General features: G+C 69.2%; 12 protein-coding genes, 3 tRNA genes and 1 pseudogene. 7 read left to right on the top strand and 9 right to left on the bottom strand.

The genetic code is table 11. The features are described 5' to 3' along the window. Nucleotides 1-21 precede the first annotated feature (21 nt). Together AC5RWG_RS12875 and AC5RWG_RS12870 are read left to right on the top strand one after the other, a co-directional pair. Nucleotides 22-1,575: an alpha/beta hydrolase gene (locus AC5RWG_RS12875; protein ID WP_494024632.1), complete on the top strand. Its 1,554-nt coding sequence runs from the start codon at nucleotides 22-24 to the stop codon at nucleotides 1,573-1,575. Nucleotides 1,576-1,665: 90 nt separating this feature from the next. Further along, nucleotides 1,666-1,741, top strand: a tRNA-Thr gene (locus tag AC5RWG_RS12870). An 80-nt stretch (nucleotides 1,742-1,821) separates the two neighbouring features. On the opposite strand, the gene AC5RWG_RS12865 is transcribed toward AC5RWG_RS12870, so the two are convergent. From AC5RWG_RS12865 to AC5RWG_RS12845, 5 genes are all read right to left on the bottom strand, one after another. Further along, the gene (locus tag AC5RWG_RS12865; RefSeq protein WP_494002306.1) at nucleotides 1,822-2,277 is read right to left on the bottom strand and encodes a hypothetical protein; all 456 of its coding nucleotides are present in this window, start codon (nucleotides 2,275-2,277) and stop codon (nucleotides 1,822-1,824) included. A 5-nt stretch (nucleotides 2,278-2,282) separates the two neighbouring features. Beyond that, the gene (locus AC5RWG_RS12860; protein ID WP_494024324.1) at nucleotides 2,283-2,921 is read right to left on the bottom strand and encodes a bacterial proteasome activator family protein; all 639 of its coding nucleotides are present in this window, start codon (nucleotides 2,919-2,921) and stop codon (nucleotides 2,283-2,285) included. Nucleotides 2,922-2,973: 52 nt separating this feature from the next. Continuing rightward, nucleotides 2,974-3,180: a YbdD/YjiX family protein gene (locus AC5RWG_RS12855; protein ID WP_494014752.1), complete on the bottom strand. Its 207-nt coding sequence runs from the start codon at nucleotides 3,178-3,180 to the stop codon at nucleotides 2,974-2,976. Beyond that, complete coding sequence (locus AC5RWG_RS12850; RefSeq protein WP_494024633.1) at nucleotides 3,180-5,477, bottom strand: carbon starvation CstA family protein; 2,298 nt, start codon at nucleotides 5,475-5,477, stop codon at nucleotides 3,180-3,182. The genes AC5RWG_RS12855 and AC5RWG_RS12850 overlap by 1 nt, the downstream gene beginning before the upstream one ends. Nucleotides 5,478-5,559: 82 nt before the next feature. Continuing rightward, nucleotides 5,560-6,540: an NAD(P)H-quinone oxidoreductase gene (locus AC5RWG_RS12845; protein ID WP_494024634.1), complete on the bottom strand. Its 981-nt coding sequence runs from the start codon at nucleotides 6,538-6,540 to the stop codon at nucleotides 5,560-5,562. Nucleotides 6,541-6,628: 88 nt separating this feature from the next. Here AC5RWG_RS12845 and AC5RWG_RS12840 point away from each other — a divergent pair. The 3 genes from AC5RWG_RS12840 (at nucleotide 6,629) to AC5RWG_RS12830 (ending at nucleotide 12,128) form a co-directional block, all read left to right on the top strand. Continuing rightward, nucleotides 6,629-6,716 (top strand) — tRNA-Ser (locus AC5RWG_RS12840). Nucleotides 6,717-6,907: 191 nt separating this feature from the next. Then, entirely contained in the window at nucleotides 6,908-7,408 is a 501-nt protein-coding gene (locus tag AC5RWG_RS12835; protein ID WP_494002301.1) for a septum formation family protein, read from the top strand. Nucleotides 7,409-7,715: 307 nt separating this feature from the next. After that, nucleotides 7,716-12,128 (top strand): ExeM/NucH family extracellular endonuclease, encoded by a 4,413-nt coding sequence (locus AC5RWG_RS12830; protein WP_494074212.1) that lies wholly within the window; start codon nucleotides 7,716-7,718, stop codon nucleotides 12,126-12,128. 60 nt (nucleotides 12,129-12,188) lie between these two features. Here the strand turns inward: AC5RWG_RS12830 and AC5RWG_RS12825 are convergent, their stop codons facing one another. Next, nucleotides 12,189-14,192, bottom strand: a complete 2,004-nt coding sequence (locus AC5RWG_RS12825) for an FAD/NAD(P)-binding protein (protein ID WP_494074213.1) — start codon at nucleotides 14,190-14,192, stop codon at nucleotides 12,189-12,191. Between the two features lie 58 nt (nucleotides 14,193-14,250). Between AC5RWG_RS12825 and AC5RWG_RS12820 the strand changes: the two are divergent. Then, nucleotides 14,251-16,317 (top strand): annotated as a pseudogene (locus AC5RWG_RS12820) (prolyl oligopeptidase family serine peptidase). Between the two features lie 65 nt (nucleotides 16,318-16,382). After that, nucleotides 16,383-16,471 (top strand) — tRNA-Ser (locus tag AC5RWG_RS12815). Nucleotides 16,472-16,573: 102 nt separating this feature from the next. Here the strand turns inward: AC5RWG_RS12815 and AC5RWG_RS12810 are convergent. From AC5RWG_RS12810 to AC5RWG_RS12800, 3 genes are all read right to left on the bottom strand, one after another. Beyond that, complete coding sequence (locus AC5RWG_RS12810; protein WP_494074323.1) at nucleotides 16,574-18,031, bottom strand: FAD-dependent monooxygenase; 1,458 nt, start codon at nucleotides 18,029-18,031, stop codon at nucleotides 16,574-16,576. A gap of 139 nt (nucleotides 18,032-18,170) precedes the next feature. After that, entirely contained in the window at nucleotides 18,171-19,514 is a 1,344-nt protein-coding gene (locus AC5RWG_RS12805; protein ID WP_494074215.1) for a permease prefix domain 1-containing protein, read from the bottom strand. Continuing rightward, complete coding sequence (locus AC5RWG_RS12800; RefSeq protein WP_494002295.1) at nucleotides 19,514-19,876, bottom strand: PadR family transcriptional regulator; 363 nt, start codon at nucleotides 19,874-19,876, stop codon at nucleotides 19,514-19,516. The genes AC5RWG_RS12805 and AC5RWG_RS12800 overlap by 1 nt, the downstream gene beginning before the upstream one ends. Between the last annotated feature and the right edge of the window lie 77 nt (nucleotides 19,877-19,953).

The following is a 19,953-nucleotide window of genomic DNA, read 5'->3' as shown; positions in this document are numbered from 1 at the left end:
CACTATCCAGGAGCCGCCCGCATGCCCCGCACCCGCCCCAGGCACCCCGCTTCAACGCGCCGTTCCCCAGCAGCGGTGCTGGCCGCCGTCGTCCTCCTGCTGGGCACCGGCTGTTCCGTGATCGCCCCGGAACAGGAGCGCGAAACCGCGGACCCGGCGCAGGTCACCAACGGGGTGGCCGAAGAACTGATGCCGTACTACACGCAGGACGTCGACTGGCAGCCGTGCGAGAGCGGATTGGAGTGCGCGGACGTCGACGTGCCGCTGGACTACGCGGACCCCGGCGGCGAAAGCATCCAGATCGCCGCCATCCGCAGCGACGCCGGCGGTTCGGCGCAGGGGTCAATCCTGGTCAATCCGGGCGGGCCCGGCGGCTCCGGCTACGACCTGCTGCGCGACGGCCTCCAGACGATGTTTTCCGAGCAGCTGCGGAGCGAGTACGACCTGGTCGGCTTCGATCCGCGGGGCGTGCAACGCTCGGCGCCGGTGACCTGCCAGACCGACGCCGAACGCGACGAGTCCCGGCAGACGGAGTACGACCGCGACTCGGTCGAGGACCTCCAGCGGGCGATCGACGATGCGGCCGAGCTCGCCGCCCAGTGCGCGGAGAAGACCGGCGAGGTCCTGGGCCACGTGGACACGGTCAGCGCCGCCAAGGACATGGACATCATCCGGGCCGTCGTCGGCGACGAAAAGCTGAACTACCTGGGCTTCTCCTACGGCACGTTCCTGGGTGCCACCTACGCGGGGCTGTTCCCGGAGCGGACCGGGCGAATGGTGCTGGACGGTGCGCTGGATCCCTCGCTGAGCAACGAGCAGATCACGCTGGGCCAGGCGGCCGCCTTCGAGGACACCATCCACGCCTACGCGGAGTTTTGCCTGGAGAATGCCGGCTGCCCGATGAGCGGCGGCGTGGACGACGCCGTGGCCCAGCTGCGCGACCTGATTCGCTCCGTCGAGGAGAGCCCGCTCACCGCGTCGGACGGCCGGCTGGTCCCGGTCGGCACCTTTGTCTCCGGCCTGCTGGTGCCGCTGTACGACGACGCCAGCTGGCCGCGTCTCACGCAGGCGCTAACGCATGCATTCCAGGGCGATCCCAGCACCGTGCTGTCGTTCGCAGACAGCAGCGCCGGACGCGCCCCCGACGGCCGCTACACCAGCAACGGCACGTTCGCCTTCATGGCGGTCAACTGCCTGGACTATCCGATGGAGACCGATTTGGCCGCCATGCGCGAGGACGCCAAGGAACTGGAGCAGGCCTCCCCCACCCTCGGCCGCTACCTGGCCTACGGCGGGGTGAACTGCAAGAACTGGCCGTACGAGCCCACCGGTGAACGCGCCCCGATCCACGCCGAGGGGGCCGCGCCGATGCTGGTGATCGGCACCACCGGCGACCCGGCCACCCCCTACGAGTGGGCCGAATCCATGGCCGAAGACCTGGCGTCGGCCACGCTGCTGACCTACGAGGGCGAAGGCCACACGGCGTACGGGCGGGGCAACACCTGCATCCGCGATGCGGTGGACAGCTACTTCGCCGACGGCACCATGCCGGCCGAGGGCACCGTCTGCTCCTGAGCCAACGCGGGCCGGTCGTTTTGACCGGCCCGGCACGGCTCCCATATAGTTGTTCTTCGTGGATTCGGCCCGGAAACGGTCACAATCCCCGCCTCCTTAGCTCAGTCGGTAGAGCGTTTCACTCGTAATGAAAAGGTCGCCAGTTCGATTCTGGCAGGGGGCTCCATCGAAGCTCTCCGCACGGCAGGCAGCCGGCGGAGGGCTTTTTTGTTTCCCGGATTCCGCCGCGCGTAGGCAGGCTGTGGGTCAGCGCTTCAGGCCGGCCAGCAGGCGCTCGGCATCGGCCAGGTCCGCGAGCACAACGGCGGCGCGCCGGCGCACGTTCTCGACGCCGGCTTCGTAGCCTTGGCTGCCGCCGAGCCTGACCATCGCCGCGGCCTGTGCGGCCGCCGCCAGGGAGTTGCCTGCCCTGGAAAGGCTGCGGTGGACATCTGCCAGCACGCCGCCGGGAATATCCAGTCCGTCGGTGGGATGCAGCGACTGGGCGGTCGTGCAGCAACTGCGCACCCGTGGCAGGAGGCCGGCGAGCTGGTCGGCTACCGGCAGCAGCTCGCCGTAGAGGCCGTCGTCCTCCACACCCTCGAGGACCTGGTGGTAGCGCTCCAAGGCGCGCCGGAAGCGGTCGTGCGCGCGGCGCCAAATGCCCTTGCCGAGTTCCTTATCCTCCCGGCGGGCCTGCCGGGCGGCACCGAAGAGCGCCACCGGCCCTACAGGTACTGTCCGGGTCCGGCGTGCCGTTCGCCGCCCTGCACCGAGCCGGCGTTCTCCCCCTCGGCTCCGGTGGCCCGTCGCGGTTCACCGTCGTCGCCAATCACGACGCCGGGCGCGATCATGGTGCCGGGCGGCAGCTGGCGCATTTGCATGCGGGCCGCCATCTGTTGGTTGAGGGCCTGCTGCGCCGCGATGGCGGTCTGGATGCCGTGGAAGAGGCCCTCCAGCCAGCCGACCAGCTGCGCCTGGGCGATGCGCAGCTCGGCGTCCGACGGCGTGGAGTCGTCGGTGAACGGCAGGTTGATCCGGTGCAGTTCCTCGATCAGCTCCGGTGCCAACCCGTCCTCCAGCTCCTTGACGGACCGCTCATGGATTTCGGCCAGGCGTACCCGGGCCGCGTCGTCCAGCGGGGCGCTGCGCACTTCCTCGAGCAGTTGGCGGACCATCGTGCCGATCCGCATGACCTTCGCCGGTTCATCGACCAGGTCGGCCAGCGCCGAATTGCCGCGGCCGGGCCGCCGCGCGGCGGGACCGGGCCCCGGGCTCGGGGGCTCTCCGCCGGCCGGGCTGTGGCCGCTGGGCAGCGCGGGGAGGATGACCGGTTCTGCCGGCTGCGGCGTCTGCTCTTCGCTCATGTTTTCATCTTGCCAGAGACGGACAGCGGGCGCAGAGCATAGCCGGCCCCGGTCAGCAGCAGCGTCCCTGCGGGTTGTTCTCCTGCCGGTCCGTCTTGTCCCGCCAGAACTCACGCTCGCTCATCGGCTCCGTGCCGGGATGTGCCCGCCGGTGGTGCCGAAGATAGTCCTGGTATGCGTGCTCGCCCATCACCCCTTGGAAGAACCAGGCGAACCTCTGCCAGCCGCTCCGGGCGCGGGGCCAGATGACGCCGGACATCAGTGGCCCGCCTTGGCCCGCCCGGTGTCGGCCGGCAGTTCGTTCCATTGCCTTTCCAGTTCCTTCTCCGGCCGGCTGGCCAGGAAGCCGGCCGGCGCGTAGATGGCGGAGACCACCGCGGGGTCCTCGTGCGAGGGTTCCCCGCCCAGCCGCCAGGACTTATAGGTGGCGATGAGGGCGGTGGCGATGACGATGATGGTCAGCACCACGAACACGATGGACAGCGTGCCCTGCACCGCGGTGTTGCGGACCACCGCCTCCATCTCCTGCACGGAGGATGCGTTTCCGAGGCTCGTCTCGCCGGCTGCCAAGGCTTCGCGGTGGGCGATGTGGTTGGCCCAGTAGCCCACCTTCACATCCGAGCTGAAAATCTTCAGGATCGAGGCCCAGATGGTGATCACGGCGGCGAAGGCCAGCGGCAGCCCGATAATCCACAGATACTTGAACGCCCCGCGCTTGGCCGCGATGGCCAGGCAGACCGCGAGCGCGATGGCCGCCAGCAGCTGGTTGGCGATGCCGAAGAGCGGGAAGAACGTGTTGATGCCGCCCAGCGGATCGGTGACACCCAGGATCAGGATGTAGCCCCAACCCGCCACCATGATGGCCGTGCAGATCCAGACGCCGGGACGCCAGGACATGTTCTTGAACTTCGGCAGGACGTTGCCGACGGTGTCCTGCAGCATGAAGCGGGCCACGCGGGTTCCGGCGTCGACCGCGGTGAGGATGAACAGCGCCTCGAACATGATGGCGAAGTGGTACCAGAAGCCCATCATCCCGATGCCCCCGATCAGTCCCTGCATGATGTGTGCGAGGCCGACGGCGAGGGTGGGCGCGCCGCCGGTGCGCGAAACCACCGATTCCTCGCCGACGTTGCTGGCCAGGTCGGTGAGCATGTCCGGCGTCAGGTTGACGCCGGCCAGGCCCAGGCCGTTGACGAAGGCTACCGCGCCTTCCACCGTGCCGCCGGTGGCCGCCGCGGAGGCGTTCATCGCGAAGTAGATACCGCGGTCGATCGAGATGGCCGCGACCAGCGCCATGATGGCCACGAAGGACTCCATCAGCATTCCGCCGTAGCCGATGAAGCGGGTCTGCCTCTCCTTCTGCACCATCTTGGGCGTGGTCCCGGAGGAGATCAGCGCATGGAATCCCGAGAGTGCGCCGCAGGCAATGGTGACGAACAGGAAGGGAAACAGCGAACCGGCCACCACGGGGGCGTCGTCGCGGCCCGCGAACTCGCTGAACGCCGGCACGTTGATTTCCGGGCGCACGAGCACGATGGCCAGCGCCAGCATCAGGATGGTGCCGATTTTCATGAAGGTGGAGAGGTAGTCGCGCGGGGCCAGCAGCAGCCACACCGGCAGTACCGCCGCGATGAAGCCGTAGATGATGATGCCCCAGGCGATGGTGGTCCGGTCCAGCGTGAAGACCGCCGCGCCCCACTCGGTGTCCGCGATCATCCCGCCGCCAATGATGGCGGCGATCAGCAGCACGAAGCCGATGAGGGAGACCTCGCTGACCTTGCCCGGCCGGAGGAAACGCAGGTAGATGCCCATGAAGATGGCGATGGGGATGGTCATCGCCACCGAGAAGACACCCCAGGGCGACTCGCCCAGGGCGTTCACCACGACCAGGGCCAGGATCGCCACGATGATGATCATGATGGTCAGCGTGGCGATCAGGGCCGCGGTGCCGCCGATCACGCCGAGTTCCTCTCGGGCCATCTGGCCCAGCGAACGGCCGCCCCGGCGCATGGAGAAGAACAGCACGAGGTAGTCCTGCACCGCCCCGGCCAGGATCACGCCCACGATGATCCACAGGGTGCCCGGCAGGTAACCCATCTGCGCCGCCAGGATGGGCCCGACCAGCGGACCGGCGCCCGCGATTGCGGCGAAGTGGTGGCCGTAGAGCACGCGGCGGTCCGTCGCGACGTAGTCCTTGCCGTCCGCGTTGTACTCTGCCGGCGTCGCCCTCAGGTCGTTGGGGCGGGTGAGCTTGTTCTCGATGAACTTGGAGTAGAACCGGTAGGCGATGAAGTACGTGCAGACGGCCGCGAAGACGAACCAGATCGCGTTAATCGTTTCGCCCCGCGAAAACGCGAGGATACTCCAACTCACGGCCCCGAGCAGGGCGATGGCCACCCAGATCACGATCTTGGTCGGGGTCCACCTGTGGGCCTCGGCCTCCGCGGCCGGATCCAGCGCTACCGGCGGCAGGGTGGGATCCTGCACCAGGACGTCGGATGCGGGACCATTCCTCCCGGGTTGCCCGGGCCGGGGTCCGCTGAATTTCTCGCTCATGATGCTCCCCTCGTGGAACGCCGTCCGCTTTTACGAAGCACCGTAGCAGCGACGTCGCTTGGAGGGAACGGGAAGGCCGATTTCAGGGGGTAGTGAGCAGGATCTTGCCGGTGTGTTCGCCGGAATCGAAGTACTCGTGGGCCGCCGCCGCCTCCGACAGGGCGAACGTGCGGTGCACCTGTGGTTTGACGTCGCCGGAGACGACCAGCGGCCAGACATGCTCGGCGACCGCCCGCACGATGGCGGCTTTCTCCTCAGCAGGCCTGGCCCGAAGGGTCGTGCCGATGACCGCCCCGCGCTTGGCCATCAACTGGCCGAGGTTCAGTTCGGCCTTGGCCCCGCCCAGCAGCCCGATCACCACCAGCCGCCCGGAGGTGGCGAGCGCGTCCACGTTGCGCTGCAGGTATTTGGCACCCACCACGTCCAAGATGACGTCGGCGCCCCGGCCTCCGGTGGCGTCCTTGATCCGTTCCACGAAGTCTTCCTCGCGGTAGTTGATCAGCACCTCGGCACCCAGCCCGCGCGCGACGTCGAGCTTTTCCCGGCTGCCAGCCGTCACGGCAGGGATCGCGCCGAAAGCGGCAACCAGCTGGACGGCCATCGTGCCGATGCCGCCGGCGCCGCCGTGGATGAGCACCGTTTCCCCGGCCTGCACGCCCGCGGCCATGAAGAGATTGGAAAAGACGGTGGCCGCCACCTCCGGCAGGGCCGCGGCCGTCACCACATCGATTCCCCGCGGGACCGGCAGCACCTGACCCGCCGAAACCGCCACCTGCTCGGCGTAGCCGCCGCCAGCCAGGAGGGCACATACTTCGTCGCCCACCCGAAGCCCGCCGACCCCCGTGCCGACCGCCGATACCCGGCCCGACACCTCCAAGCCGGGGATCTCGGACGCACCGGGCGGCGGCGGGTAGACGCCCAGGCGCTGCTGGACGTCGGCGCGGTTCACTCCCGCGGCGGCGACGTCGATCACCACCTCGCCCTCGGTTGGTTGCGGTGCTTCGGTCTCCCGCATGTTCAGGACCTCGGGTCCGCCTGCTCCGTCGTAGAAAACCGCCTTCATACCAGCCTTTCGCCTTGTCCGGGGCATCAAAACCCCGTGCCTGCGCGCTTTGCCCGGGTAGACCCCTCCGTGTCAGACTACAAGGTGAGGAAGGTTGTCCGAGCGGCCGAAGGAGCTGGTCTTGAAAACCAGTAGGCGGTAACCCCGTCTCATGGGTTCAAATCCCATACCTTCCGCTTCCAGCAGGTGTCCGGGCCGTTTCGCCCGGGCACCTGCTGCATTTGGCTCCCACACCCGGCCGCGGTCCCGGGCCCGTCGGGCGCATGGTCCGGACGCCGGCCATCCGGCGTCAAGTATTCTGGCCCGGCGGTCCCCCGGTATACCCTCGGCTAGGAGTCGTTCGCACCAAAGCTTGAGGAGTCCACCCGTGCCCAGTCAGCCAGCACCCGTCCGCCGCCCCCTCAAGGCGGCCACCGCCGTCGTCCTTCTGGCGCTGCTTAGTGGCTGCGGGGGTGAAACGGAGGAACCGCCGCGGGATGAATCCGGTGCGGTGACGGAGGCCGCCGCTGCCGGCGCCTACGCCATCAAGGTGGGCGACTGCCTGAACAATCCGGACACCGACCGCCTGACCGAGGTGGAGTTCGTCCCGTGCGACCAGGCCCACGAGCTGGAGGCGTTTGCCGCCAGCAACCTGCCCGAGGGCGATTTTCCCGGCGACAAGGAAGTGGCGGCCAAGGCCGAGGAGTTCTGCGTGGCCGAGTTCGAGGCCTTCGCCGGCATCCCCTACGACGATTCGGCACTGGAGCTGACCTACCTCAACCCGACCGAGGCCAGCTGGACCGGCGAGGAGGACCGGGAGCTGCTGTGCCTGCTCGGCGAGGAAGGCTCGAAGCCCGTCACCGGCACGCTGAAGGATGCCCGGCGGTAACGTCCCGGCCGTCGCCCTGGAGGTACCTTCCCGGTGGTAACTGCGGCTAGGTAGCTCCGGCTAGCGTCCCAAAGCTAGCTACCCGGACGTCGCCCCGGCCTTCCTGTCAAGAGCGGGAGCCGTTCCTCTGCGAATTTAAACGTTCTTTCGCATAAGTCTTCCACTGCTTCTAGCCCTCGGGTAACCTCCCGTTCATCCGTGCCCGCTGGACTGGGGGCGGTGCGCCCTGTGCACCGTGCAACCAGCTGTGCCGCAGCCCTTCCCTGCGGTTCGAGGAGCATTACTTCCACCTGAGAGATAGGGCCACATGGCTACTTCATCACCGAAGACCGCGCTGGCGGCGGTCCTGACGGCAGGGTTGGTGGCGGCGCCTTTCGCCGCGTTGCCTGCGCACGCGGCCGACCCGGTCGAGCTGAACCTGCTGAGCATCAACGATTTCCACGGCCGGATCGACGCGAACACCGTCAAGTTCGCCGGCACCGTGGAGCAGCTCCGCGCGCAAAACCCCGAGGGGACACTGTTCACCTCCGCCGGCGACAACATCGGCGCGTCCGTCTTCGCGTCCTCCACGCAGCAGGACCAACCGACCATCGATGTGCTCAACGCCCTGGAATTGGCGACGACGGCGGTGGGCAACCACGAGTTCGACGGCGGCTTCGCGGACCTGACCGACCGCGTGGCGGCCGCGTCCGACTACCCGCAACTGGGCGCCAACGTGTACCGGGCCGACACCACGGAGCCGGCCCTGCCCGAGTACGAGCTGGTCACGGTCAGCGGCGTGAGCGTCGGCGTGGTTGGAGTGGTCACGGAGGAAACCTCCTCGCTGGTGTCCCCGGGCGGGATCGCGGACCTGGAGTTCGGCGACCCGGTGGACGCCGTCAACCGGGTGGCGGCCCAGCTGACCGACGGCGAAGGCGACGAAGCCGACGTCATCATCGCGTCCTTCCACGAGGGAGCGAACACCAACACCGATCTGGGCGGCGCGGCAGGCGCCAGCGCCGTGTTCAACCGGATCGTCAACGAGACCAGCCCGGACGTTGACGTCATCTTCAACGGCCACACCCACCAGGCCTACAGCTTCGACGCCCCGGTCCCGGGCGCGGAGGGCAAGACCCGACCCGTGGTGCAGGCAGGCTCCTACGGCGAAAACATCGGCCAGGTGCAGCTGAGCTATGACGCCGCGACGGACGAGGTCGTGGCGCACACCGGGGCCGTGGTGCCGCGCACCAAGACCGCCGACGGTGACCTGGTGGCCGCGTACCCGCGGGCGGCCGAGGTATCCTCGATCGTCCAGGCCGCACTCGAGCACGCCGCGGAGATCGGCGCCCAGCCCGTCGGCTCCGTCACCGCCGACATCACCACCGCGTTCCTGCCCGACGGGCCGGATGCCGGCACGGAGCCGGACCGCGACGACCGCGCCTCCGAATCGACGCTGGGCAACCTCGTCGCCGACTCGCTGCTGGCATCGCTGTCTTCCGCCGAACGCGGCGGCGCGGAAATCGGCGTGGTTAACCCCGGCGGCCTGCGCAACGAGCTCTACTACGCGCCCGACGGCACCGTCACCTACGCCGAGGCCAACGCGGTGCTGCCCTTCCTGAACAACCTCTGGACCACCACCCTGACCGGCGCGCAGGTCCAGGCCATGCTGGAGCAGCAGTGGCAGCGCACCGCCGCCGGCGACGTGCCGAGCCGCGCCTACCTGCAGCTTGGCCTGAGCAAGAACGTCAACTACACCTACGACCCGGCCCTGCCCGAGGGGGAACGCATCACCGGCGTCTGGGTCAACGGCGAACCGCTGGACCCGGAACGCGGCTACCGCGTGGGCACCTTCAGCTTCCTTGCCCAGGGCGGCGACAATTTCCACATCTTCAACGACGGAACCGACACCCGCGACTCGGGACTGGTGGACCGCGACGCGTGGATCACCTACCTCCGGGGCAACAGCCCGCTCTCCCCGGACTTCGCCCGGCGCAGCGTGCAGCTCACCGGCGCGCCGGAATCCGTCAGTCCCGGCCAAAAGGTCAGCGTGCAGGTGGCCAAGCTGGACCTGACGTCGCTGGGCGCCCCGGTCACCACCGAGGTGTCGCTGGCCTACGTCGACGCCGCCGGCACCAGGACCACGCTGGGCACCTTCCCGGTGGCCGACGGCGCTGCCTCCCTTGAGTTCACCGCACCGTCCGCGCTGGACGGCGGCTACTTCACATTGACCGCGGACGCGTCCGGAACCACCTTCCGGCTGCCCACCACCCTTATCGCCAGAGACATCGGCGCCGACCATGTAGTGATCAACGAAGCCTATTTGTCCGGCGGCAGCGCCGGCGCAGCCTACCGGAACAAGTTTGTGGAGTTGTACAATCCCACGGATGCCGACATCAGCCTCGACGGCTGGTCGCTGCAATACCGCTCGGCCACCGGCACCGGAAACCCCAGTGCCGTGGCAGAACTGTCCGGCAGCATCAAGGCCGGCGGACACTATCTGGTGCAGGCCAACTCCAACGGCAGCAACGGCGAAGAGCTGCCGGAGCCTGACCTGGTGACCGGCATGGCCCCGTCCGGCACGAGAGGCACCCTGGTGCTGTCGAACCAGGCCGGTGCGGTGGCGGACCTGGGCACCGGCTCGGTCGTCGACCGCGCCAACGTGGTGGACCTGTTGGGCTACGGCACCTCGAACACCTTTGAAACCGAAGCGGCCCAAGCGCCGGACAACAACCAGGACGTGCGGTCGCTGAACCGCGCGGAGGGAACGGACACCGACAACAACTCCGCGGACTTCAGCCTCAGCGAAGACATCACCCCGCAGGGCGCCGGCGGGGGCGACGGCGGCGGCGATCCCGCACCGCAGCCGCGGTCCGTGGCCATCGCCGACATCCAAGGCACCGGCACGCAGTCCCCGCTGGCCGGCCAGACCGTGACCACCCGGGGCGTGGTCACCGCCGCCTACTCCACGGGCGGCTTTGACGGCTACTACCTCCAGACGGAAGGCACCGGCGGCGACACCGACGCGGCAGCCCGGACGGCGTCCGATGCCGTCTTCGTCTACTCCCCCGCCACGGTCGGCCAGGTGAAGGCCGGCGACTTCGTGGAGGTCACGGGCAAGGTCAGCGAGTTCCACGGCCTGACCGAGCTCACGGTGGCCGCCGACGGACTGAAGCTGCTCACCGAGGCGGCCGCGGCCCCGAAGGCGGCCGCCATCGGTTGGCCCGCCACCGACGACGAGCGCGAGAAGTTCGAGGGCATGCTACTGGCTCCCCAGGGCGGCTTCACCGTCACCGACAACTACTCCCTGAACCAGTACGGTGAAATCGGCCTGGCCGCCGGAAACTCCCCGCTGGTGCAGCCGACCGCCGTCGGGACCTACGGTTCGGACGCGTTCTGGGCCGAAACCGAGAAGAACGCCGCCCTGGCCGTCACGCTGGACGACGGCTCAAGCGTCAACTACCTGGGCGCCGACGCCAACAAGGACATCCCGCTGCCTTACCTCTCCGCCCAGGATCCGGTCCGGGTGGGGTCCCCGGCCACATTCACCACCAACGTAGTGCTGGATTACCGGTTCGATCTCTGGCGTTTCCAGCCGCTGGGACACCTGACGGTGGAGAACGCGGAAAGCGTCCAGCCGGCGTCGTTCCAGAACACCCGCACTGATGCTCCGGAACAGGTTGGCGGTGTGAAGCTGGCCTCCTTCAACGTGCTGAACTACTTCACGACCACCGGCGATCAGGTGGCGGGATGCGGTGCCTTCACGGACCGTGATGGCAACCCGGTCACGGCCCGGAACTGCGACGCCCGCGGCGCCTGGGACGCGGCGAACCTGGAACGCCAGCAGGACAAGATCGTGGCAGCCATTAATGCGCTGGACGCGGACATCGTGGCGCTGGAGGAGATCGAGAACTCCGCGCAGTTCGGCAAGGACCGCGACGCCGCCCTGGCCGCGCTGACCGAGGCTCTGAATGCGGACCTGGGCGACACCCGCCACCACGGCAAGCATTCGGGCAAGGGGCCTCAGCACGGCGGGTGGGACTACGTCCGGTCGCCGGAGGAGCTGCCGGCGCTGGCGGATGAGGACTTCATCCGCACGGCCTTCATCTACAAGAAGGACGGGGTAAAGACGGTGCGAGAGTCGGTGATCCACAACGACACCGCAGCCTTCGCCAACGCCCGCAAGCCGCTGGCGCAGGCGTTCAAGGCCAAGAACGGCGCCTCGGATACCTTCATCGTGATTGCCAACCACTTCAAGTCCAAGGGCTCCGGCCCGAAGTCGGGCGAGAACGCCGACCACGGCCAGGGCGCCTGGAACGCCGCCCGCACCGCGCAGGCGCATTCCCTGGTGGACTTCGCGGATCGGCTGCAGGAGCAGTTCCGGACCAACAAGGTGCTGCTGACCGGCGATTTCAACTCCTACGCGAAGGAGGACCCGATCAGGGTCCTGACCGACGCCGGGTACGTCGACCAGGGCGCCAAGACCGGCGAGCACAGCTACAGCTTCGGCGGCATGGTCGGTTCGCTGGACTACATCTTCGCCTCGCCCGCCGCGGACGCGAAGGTCATTGGCGCCGACATCTGGAACATCAACTCGGTGGAGTCGATCGCGCTGGAGTACAGCCGGTACAACTACAACGCCACCGACTTCTATGCGCCGGACCCCTACCGGGCCAGCGACCACGATCCGATCATCGTGGGCCTGGACATGGGCAAGGACAGGGCAGGCGGCAGCGCCCGTTAGACAAACACGCGCGTGGGCCCTCCCCCGCCGGGGAGGGCCTACCCGCGCCCATGGCCGGGGTCAGTACCCCGGCACCCCGCTGGCGACCACGTCGGTGCCCGCCTCTGCAGGGCCGGCCAGGCTCCTGTTGTCGGCCGCCGCCAGGATGGCGCGCGCTATCCGGTCGGCATCCTGCAGCGTACGGCCGCCGGTGTCGCCCGGCGCCCCGGCCTCGGCGGCGATCGACGTGCCCCACTGGACCGAGGACAGCTGCAGTCCGATCACGTACAGGCTCCGGGCCGGATGGCCGTTTCGGTCCAGCGGACGGTAAGGCGGCAGCGTCACGTCCAGGCCCGAGGAGGTCACCGGCTGTCCGTTGGGCCCGATCATCAGCCTCGGCCGGACCAGGCCGTCCTCGAGCATCCGCCGCAGCAGCGGAGACCGGTTGTGGGCCACCCGGTTGGCCGGCATCATCGCCTCCACCAGGTACGCGCCGGTGTATTCGGCGCCGTCGACCCACGGCGACGTCACCCGGAACCGGCCGCTGTCCGGGTCCACCTCGTAGACCGGTTCCGGCCCGGCGAACCGGACAATGCCGGCCCGCGCCAAGGCGGCCAACTGCTCGATGCGCTGGGCCGGCGGTCCGCTCGCCAGCCCTTCGACCAGCGGTTCGAACCAGCCGCGCAGTTCGGCAAGCCACGATTCCTCCGTGATGCCGCCGTCAGCCACAATCTTCTTCAACAGCGAGCGCCCGGCGTTGAGTGCCCCGATGGCCATCTTGAGCGGATCGTCGGTGCCGCGGGCGGAACCCATGGCATCGGCATCCAGATAGTCCAGAACCGCCTGCTGGTAGTCCGCCGCGGAGGCAAACTTGCGCCCGTTGAACGGCTTGGCCAGTGCCTCCACGTCCAGCAACCGGTGCCCGGCGACCCGTTCCGACAGGTAGGCCCCCGCCCGCACCAGCAGGGTGCGGCTGCCCGGCTCCGTCTTCTCCGCCAGCAGCCGCTCCAGCCCGGCCAGCAGCTCCTCCGGCGGCACGCTCAGGCACTCCGGTTCCACCCGCCCGAGCGTGGAGTAATAGGCCCAGTAGACGTCGCGGTGCAGCATCGGCCACAGATCGTGGTCGAAGCCGGGCTGCACGCCGGCTTCGGCATACAGGCTGGCCGCGTGCGTGGTGAAATGCCGCAGCTCCACGCCGGCCGGGATGTAACTGTCGATCCTGGCCTTCGCCCGGTACGGCGTGCCCCGCCGGGAGCCGGCCACCAGGCGCGGTTCCTTCCCCGAAGGGACGTAGCGCAACGGCTCGGTGTCCGTCGCCGGGAGGAACCGCCCGCCGCGGCCCTCGGTGACCTGCACCATCAGGTCGAAAAAGTTCAGCCCCATGCCGCGCACCAGAACCGTGCGGCCGGGCGGGAGCCGATCCCAGTCCACGTCTGCCGGCACATTCGGCGGCAGGTAGTTCAGGCCGTGCCGGGCCGCTGCATCCTGCAGCTGCTGCTGCTCCGGATTCAGCGCCGCGGGAACGTGCCCCAGGGCAAGCACCACGGCGTCCGCCGCCACGGTGGCGCCGTCGGCCAGCTCAAGCTGCCATTCGCCGTCGTGCTCCGAGAGACCGGTGGCCTCCGCCGAATGCACGGTGAGGGACACATCCGCCCCGGTCCGGGCTGCCAGCTGCGCGAAGGTCCAGGTCAGGTAGCGCCCGTAGAGTGCCCGGCTGGGGAAATCGGCCGGCCCCAGCGCAGCGGCCTCCTCGCGGTCGTCCTGCGGCACCTCGGGAAAGCTGCCGGCCGCGACCGCGGAGCGCCAGGCCTCGAAGGTCATGCCCGCCACCGGATCGGGGCCCACCTGTGGGGTCCCCGGGGCCGGCACCACCGTGGGGAACAGGCAGGGGGTGTTCATCAGGAACAACCGGGACTGGCCCGGCTGCCAGACATGCCCGGCGCCGGGAGGATAGGGATCGATCAGGTGGATCCGCAGGCGCGCCCCGCCGTGGGCCCGGTGGTTGGACAGCAGCCGCTCCAGCACGGAGGTGCCCCGCGGGCCGGCGCCCACGATCGCCACACGGTAACTGCCCGGATTGTCCATCCGTCTAGCCTACGGGTTGGGAACCGGCTCCCCGTGGCGGCATGCCTAGGATGGGTCCATGGCCAAGGACACCGCGCATCTGCCCCAGGACGACTTCATCTGGCTCGAGGACATCTACGGCGACAAGCCCCTGGAGTGGGCGAAGGCACAAAACCGGCGCACCGAGGCCAAGCTCGTGGACGACTCGTTCACGGCGCTGGAGGCCGGCATTCTGGAAGTCCTGGACGCGGAGGACCGGATCCCGGCCGTCATCAAGCGCGGCCCGCACTACTACAACTTCTGGCGGGACAAAGCCAACCCCCGCGGCCTGCTGCGCCGCACCAGCTGGGAGAGCTACCTGACCGATTCCCCGGACTGGGAGGTGCTGCTGGACGTCGACGCGCTGGCCGCCGCCGAGGGCGTCGACTGGGTCTATGCCGGTTCGTCCTTCCTGCGCCCGGCCGACGGCACCAGCTACCGGCGTGCCATGCTGCGGCTCTCCCCCGACGGCGGCGACGCGGTGCGGCTGCGCGAGTTCGACGTCGAGGACCGCGCCTTCGTGCCCGGCGGCTTCGACATCCCGGTGGCCAAGAGCTATGTCTCCTGGCTGGACGAGGACCACATCCTGCTGGGCACCGACTTCGGCCCCGGCTCGCTGACCACTTCCTCCTACCCGCGGACCAGCCGCATCCTGCGCCGCGGCCAGGCTCCGGAGGCTGCCACCGAGTACTTCGACGTCCCCCAAAACCACATGCTGGCCCAGGTGGGCCACGACTCCACCCCCGGCTTCGAACGGGACGTGGCGGTGGACGTCATCGATTTCTTCAACTACCGCACCTACCTGCGGCGCGACGGCGAGTGGCTGCCCATCGACGTTCCCACCGACGTGAACGTGGATCTCCACCGCCAGTGGTTGCTACTGCGGCCGCGGGACGACTGGGAACTGGACGGCACGGTCCACCCGGCCGGGTCCCTGCTCGCCGCCGACCTGGAGGCGTTCCTGGCCGGCGACCGTTCCCTGCAGGTCCTCTTCGCCCCCGACGCGGCAACCTCGCTGCAGTCCTGGAGCTGGACCCGGAACTACCTGCTGCTCAACCTGCTGCAGGACGTCTCGTCCCGGATCCTGGTGCTGGATCCGGCCGCGCAGTGGGCCGCCTCCGAACTCCGTGACTGCCCGCCGCTGCACGCCGTGGATGCATCCGGGGTGGACGACGACGAATCCGACGACTACTGGCTGGTGGCCACCGGTTACCTCACGCCGTCGACCCTCTCGCGCGGCACCATCGGCGGGCCGGCACTGGAAGTCAAGGCATCGCCGTCGTACTTTGACGCCTCCGCCTACGAGGTCCAGCAGCACTTCGCCACCTCCAAGGACGGCACGCAGGTCCCCTATTTCCAGGTGGGCCCCAAGGATCTTGCGTACGACGGCGGCAACCCGGTGCTGCTCTCGGGTTACGGCGGGTTCGAAGTCGCGCGTACGCCCGGCTACAGCGGCACGGTGGGGCGGGCCTGGCTGGAACAGCGCAGCGAGGAGGGCCGCGGCGGCGTGTACGTGGTGGCCAACATCCGCGGCGGCGGCGAGTACGGCCCGGGCTGGCACCGGGCGGCGCTCCAGGCCAACCGGCACCGCGCCTACGAGGACTTCGCCGCGGTGGCGGAGGACCTGATGGACCGCGGGGTCACCCGCCGGGAGCGGCTGGGCTGCGCCGGCGGATCGAACGGCGGCCTGCTGGTGGGAAACATGCTGACCGGCTACCCGCACCTCTTCGGCGCGGTGTCGTGCGGGGTGCCGCTGCTGGACATGGCCCGCTACACCCGACTCTCCGCCGGTTACTCCTGGATCGCGGAGTACGGGGACCCCGAGGACCCGGCACAGTGGGAGTTCATCCGCACCTTCTCGCCCTACCACCTGCTCCAGCCGGGCACGGAGTATCCTGACACACTCATCTAAACCGCTACCTCGGACGACCGGGTGGGCCCGGTGCAGGCCCGCAAGATGGCCGCCCGGATGCAGGAACTCGGGGTCGAAAACGTCTGGTTCCACGAAGCCCTCGAGGGCGGACACGCCGGCGCCAGCGACAACAAGCAGACGGCCCGGTTGCAGGCGCTCTCGCACGCGTTCCTGTGGCGCGCGCTGACCGGCTGAGCCGTTCGCTGTTTTGCTCTTGGCCCCGGATTCTGGGTAGTCTTGTGTGGCTAGCAATAGCGTATGGAGACGTGCCAGAGCGGCCGAATGGACTTCACTGCTAATGAAGGGTCGGGGTTAAACTCGACCGGGGGTTCAAATCCCCCCGTCTCCGCGTCAACTCCCCCGGGAAACCGGGGGAGTTTTTGCGTCTGGTCCCCGCGTTCCGGCGGCCCGGCCGCTTGATGAGGGCCCGCCTCCTCCGCCCGCCGCAGCGTCACGGCCGCCCGGGCCCGAACCAGCGGGCGAGCGCGTCCTCCAGTCCCCGCCCGGTCCCTTCCCCCGTCCACGCCACGTGCCCGTCGGGCCGGATCAACACCGCGGCAGGAGCGCTGACCGAACCGATCACGGGAAGCTTCCACCCGCCGTCGTACCTGGCGTCCACCAGTTGCACCCGGTCCGCCCACTGCCCCAACCCGATGCTGCCCGGCGCGCCGAGGTTCAGCAGCACCGCGCGGGCTTCATGCAGGAGGGTGAACACCCGCAGCGGGCCCTTGGCGGTGACCACGTCGAGATCGGGCATGCGCCGCCCGAGCAGCGGGTGCCCCTCGCCGAGGTCGTAGCGGACGTCCAGGCCGGAGATGAGTGCAGCCAGCCGCTTCCGGGCCTCGTCGATTGTGAGCAGTCCGGCCACCGTGTCGGCCAAGGCGCCGACGCGCGGGTCGGCCCGCTGCATCACCGACTGCGCCATTGTGTGCTTGAGCGCGCGGGCTCCGGCGGGGTGCCGCTCGGCGTGGTAGGTGTCCAGCAGGCTGTCCGGGGCACTGCCCCGGACCACCAGGGCGAGCTTCCAGCCGAGGTTCACGGCGTCCTGGATGCCGAGCCCGATCCCCTGCCCGCCTGAAGGAGCATGGATGTGCGCGGCGTCCCCGGCCAGCAGCACGCGTCCGTTGCGGTAGGCCGCGGCCTGCCGCGTGGCGTCCGTGAAGCGCGAGATCCAGGTCGGATGGTGGATCCCGAAGTCGGTGCCGTAGACCTCGGACAGCGCCGTGCCGAGGTCCGCCAGCGTGGGTTCGGTCGCCGGCCCCAGTTGCTTCTCGGTCACGACCACCCGCACCGTTCGCCCGTCCTCCATCGGGTGCAGCCCGTGGACCCCCACCTCGTCGATGCGCATGCCCGACGGCGTCTCCTCGGTCACCTCCACCTCGGCGATCAGGCTGCTTTTCGTCGCATCCCAGCCGGGGAACCCGATGCCGGCCGCCTTACGGACCGCGCTGCGTCCGCCGTCGGCGCCGACCAGGTACCGCGCGCGCATCGGCCCGCCGTCGGCCAGATGCACGTCGACACCGGCGGCGTCCTGGACCAAGCCGGTTACCTCGAGGCCCCGATGGACCGGCACGCCCAGTTCCTCGATCCAGCCGGCCAGGATCCGCTCAATATGGTTCTGCCACAGGCCGAGCGTGTAGGGGTGGCGGGTGGGAAAGTCGCTGACGTCCAGCGCCGTGTTCCCGAAGAACGCCGCCTGGACGGGCTGGCCCTCAGCCAGGAACCGGTCGGCAATCCCGCGCTGATCGAGAATCTCGATGGTCCGCGAGTGGAAGCCGCCCGCGCGCGAGCCCACCAGCTCCGGCGTCGGGCGGCGCTCCACGATCGCCGTATCCACGCCCGCCAGCGCCAGTTCTCCGGCAAGCATCATCCCCGTCGGACCGCCCCCGGCAACGATGACCTCCACCATCACGACCCCGCCTCTCCGAACCTTGTCGTGCGCCTCTTCAGCGCACGTCCGGGCCAGTTTGGGGCATGAGGGGGGCCTTGCAGCAAGCCCCCCGGTGCGCGCTACATTGGAAGTGGCGGCAGACCTCCGGCTCCGCAGGTCAGGCGAAGCCGAAGACCGGCGGGAAGGCCACGACGACGACGGCGGCCCAGGCACCATAGACCGGCAGGTACCCTGTCTGCCAGCGCTCCAGCGCCGCGAAGGGCCGCCGCCCGCGCAGGAACCCGACGGTGAGCCACGCCGCCCGCACCAGATGCACCAACAGCAGCAGGTTCAGGCCGAGCGCGGCGACCTTGTTGGCGCTGGTACCGAATTCGGCGATCCGGGTCAGCATCGCCGTCAGCATGACCGCGTCGACCGCGACCGCGGCGGCGACGAGGACCAATTGCAGGCCGTCGAACAGGCCCGGCGGCGCCAGCGCGTCGCGGGCAGAAATCGCGTACAGCAGCAGGGCCAGGACGAGCACGAGGATCGCGTTCATCAGGATGAGCAGCCCCCGGTCGACGTCCACCAGGCCGCCGGCCGCCGTGAGTACTGCCAGCAGGGCCAGCAGCATCACGATGGTCAGGGGCGTGAAGACGCGGGTGAGCACCGGGGCGATGTTCTCGACGACGTTCTGCTTGGCCTCGACCAGCCAGGCGGCTACGACCAGCGCACCCGGGACGGCGAACGGCAGGATCCAGGCCTCCATCGCGGGCTCGAAGTCGACGCCGACAGCCTGCAGCGCGCCGAAGGTGAGCCCGATCAGCACAGCCCCGCCGAGGGCCAACAGCGTGAAGTAGATCGCGAGCTCACCGCTGAACCGGACAAAGTCCATGCGCCGGCTGTGCTCCCGCCACCTGCCGCCAACGTACGCCACGCCCGCCAGCAGCCACAGGACGACCGGGGCGTGCAGCACGGCGAGCACCTCGGTGGAACCGGCGGCCGCGAACGGATAGGCATTGAGCAGCACGGCCAGCGCGGTGAACGGGACGAGCAGCGCAGCCGCCTTGGGCACCGTCAACCGGCGTTTCCAGGCGAAGTACGCGGCAAGGAACGGGAAGACGAGGAGGCCGAGGTTGCGCGCCAGGACCGCGCCGTCGAGCCACAGGGTGCCCGCCTTGACGGCCACTCCTGCCCCGACGGCGAGCGCGAGGACGACAGCGAGCTCCCGCCATGGCGGCGCTGCGGAGTCGGCGTCCTGCGGGACGAGCACCAACTGCTTCCACAGCCGGTCGGAGTGCTCGCGGGCGAACTCATGCGAGATCGCATCCAGATTGCCCAGGCGCTTGATCGCGACGAGGAAGGCCTCCTCGTCGTCCAGCCCTGACGCCTGGCGGTCGGCGATTTGTCCGCGCAGGTGGTCCTCGAGTTCATCGAGGTCCGCGGGTGAGATCGCCTGCCGCCGCCGGACATACCCGCGCCACCGGTCTATCTGTGCTTCCAACTCGGCATGCGGTTCCATCAGGCCCACCCTTCGACCGGGGCCGCGGGCGGCGGCACTGCCTGCCACACCCGCCGCAGCGTCTCGGCGACCACCGTCCACTGTTGCTGCCGCTCGGCGAGCACCTCCCGGCCTTGGGCGGTGATGGCATAGTGTTTGCGCCGCCGTCCGGCCTCCGAGATGCCCCACGAGGACGACACATACCCGAACCGTTCGAGTCGGTGCAGCAGCGGGTAGAGCATGCCGTCCGTCCACTCCAGCCCTCCGTCGGACAGTTCGCTGACGCGCTTGCTGATGGCGTAGCCGTATAGTTCGCCCTCCGACAATATCCCCAGCACGAGCGGGGTGGCGGAAGCGGCGACCAGGTCCTTGTCAATGCGCAAAGGGTCCTCCTGATACCTAGATCTGCAAGGTATTACCCTAGCACCTCTAGGTATCAGGGAGGGCGGCCGTCCGGCCA

The sequence above is a fragment of the Arthrobacter sp. Y3221160 genome (genome assembly GCF_059092585.1).
This window is presented reverse-complemented; position numbering and strand designations above follow the sequence as displayed.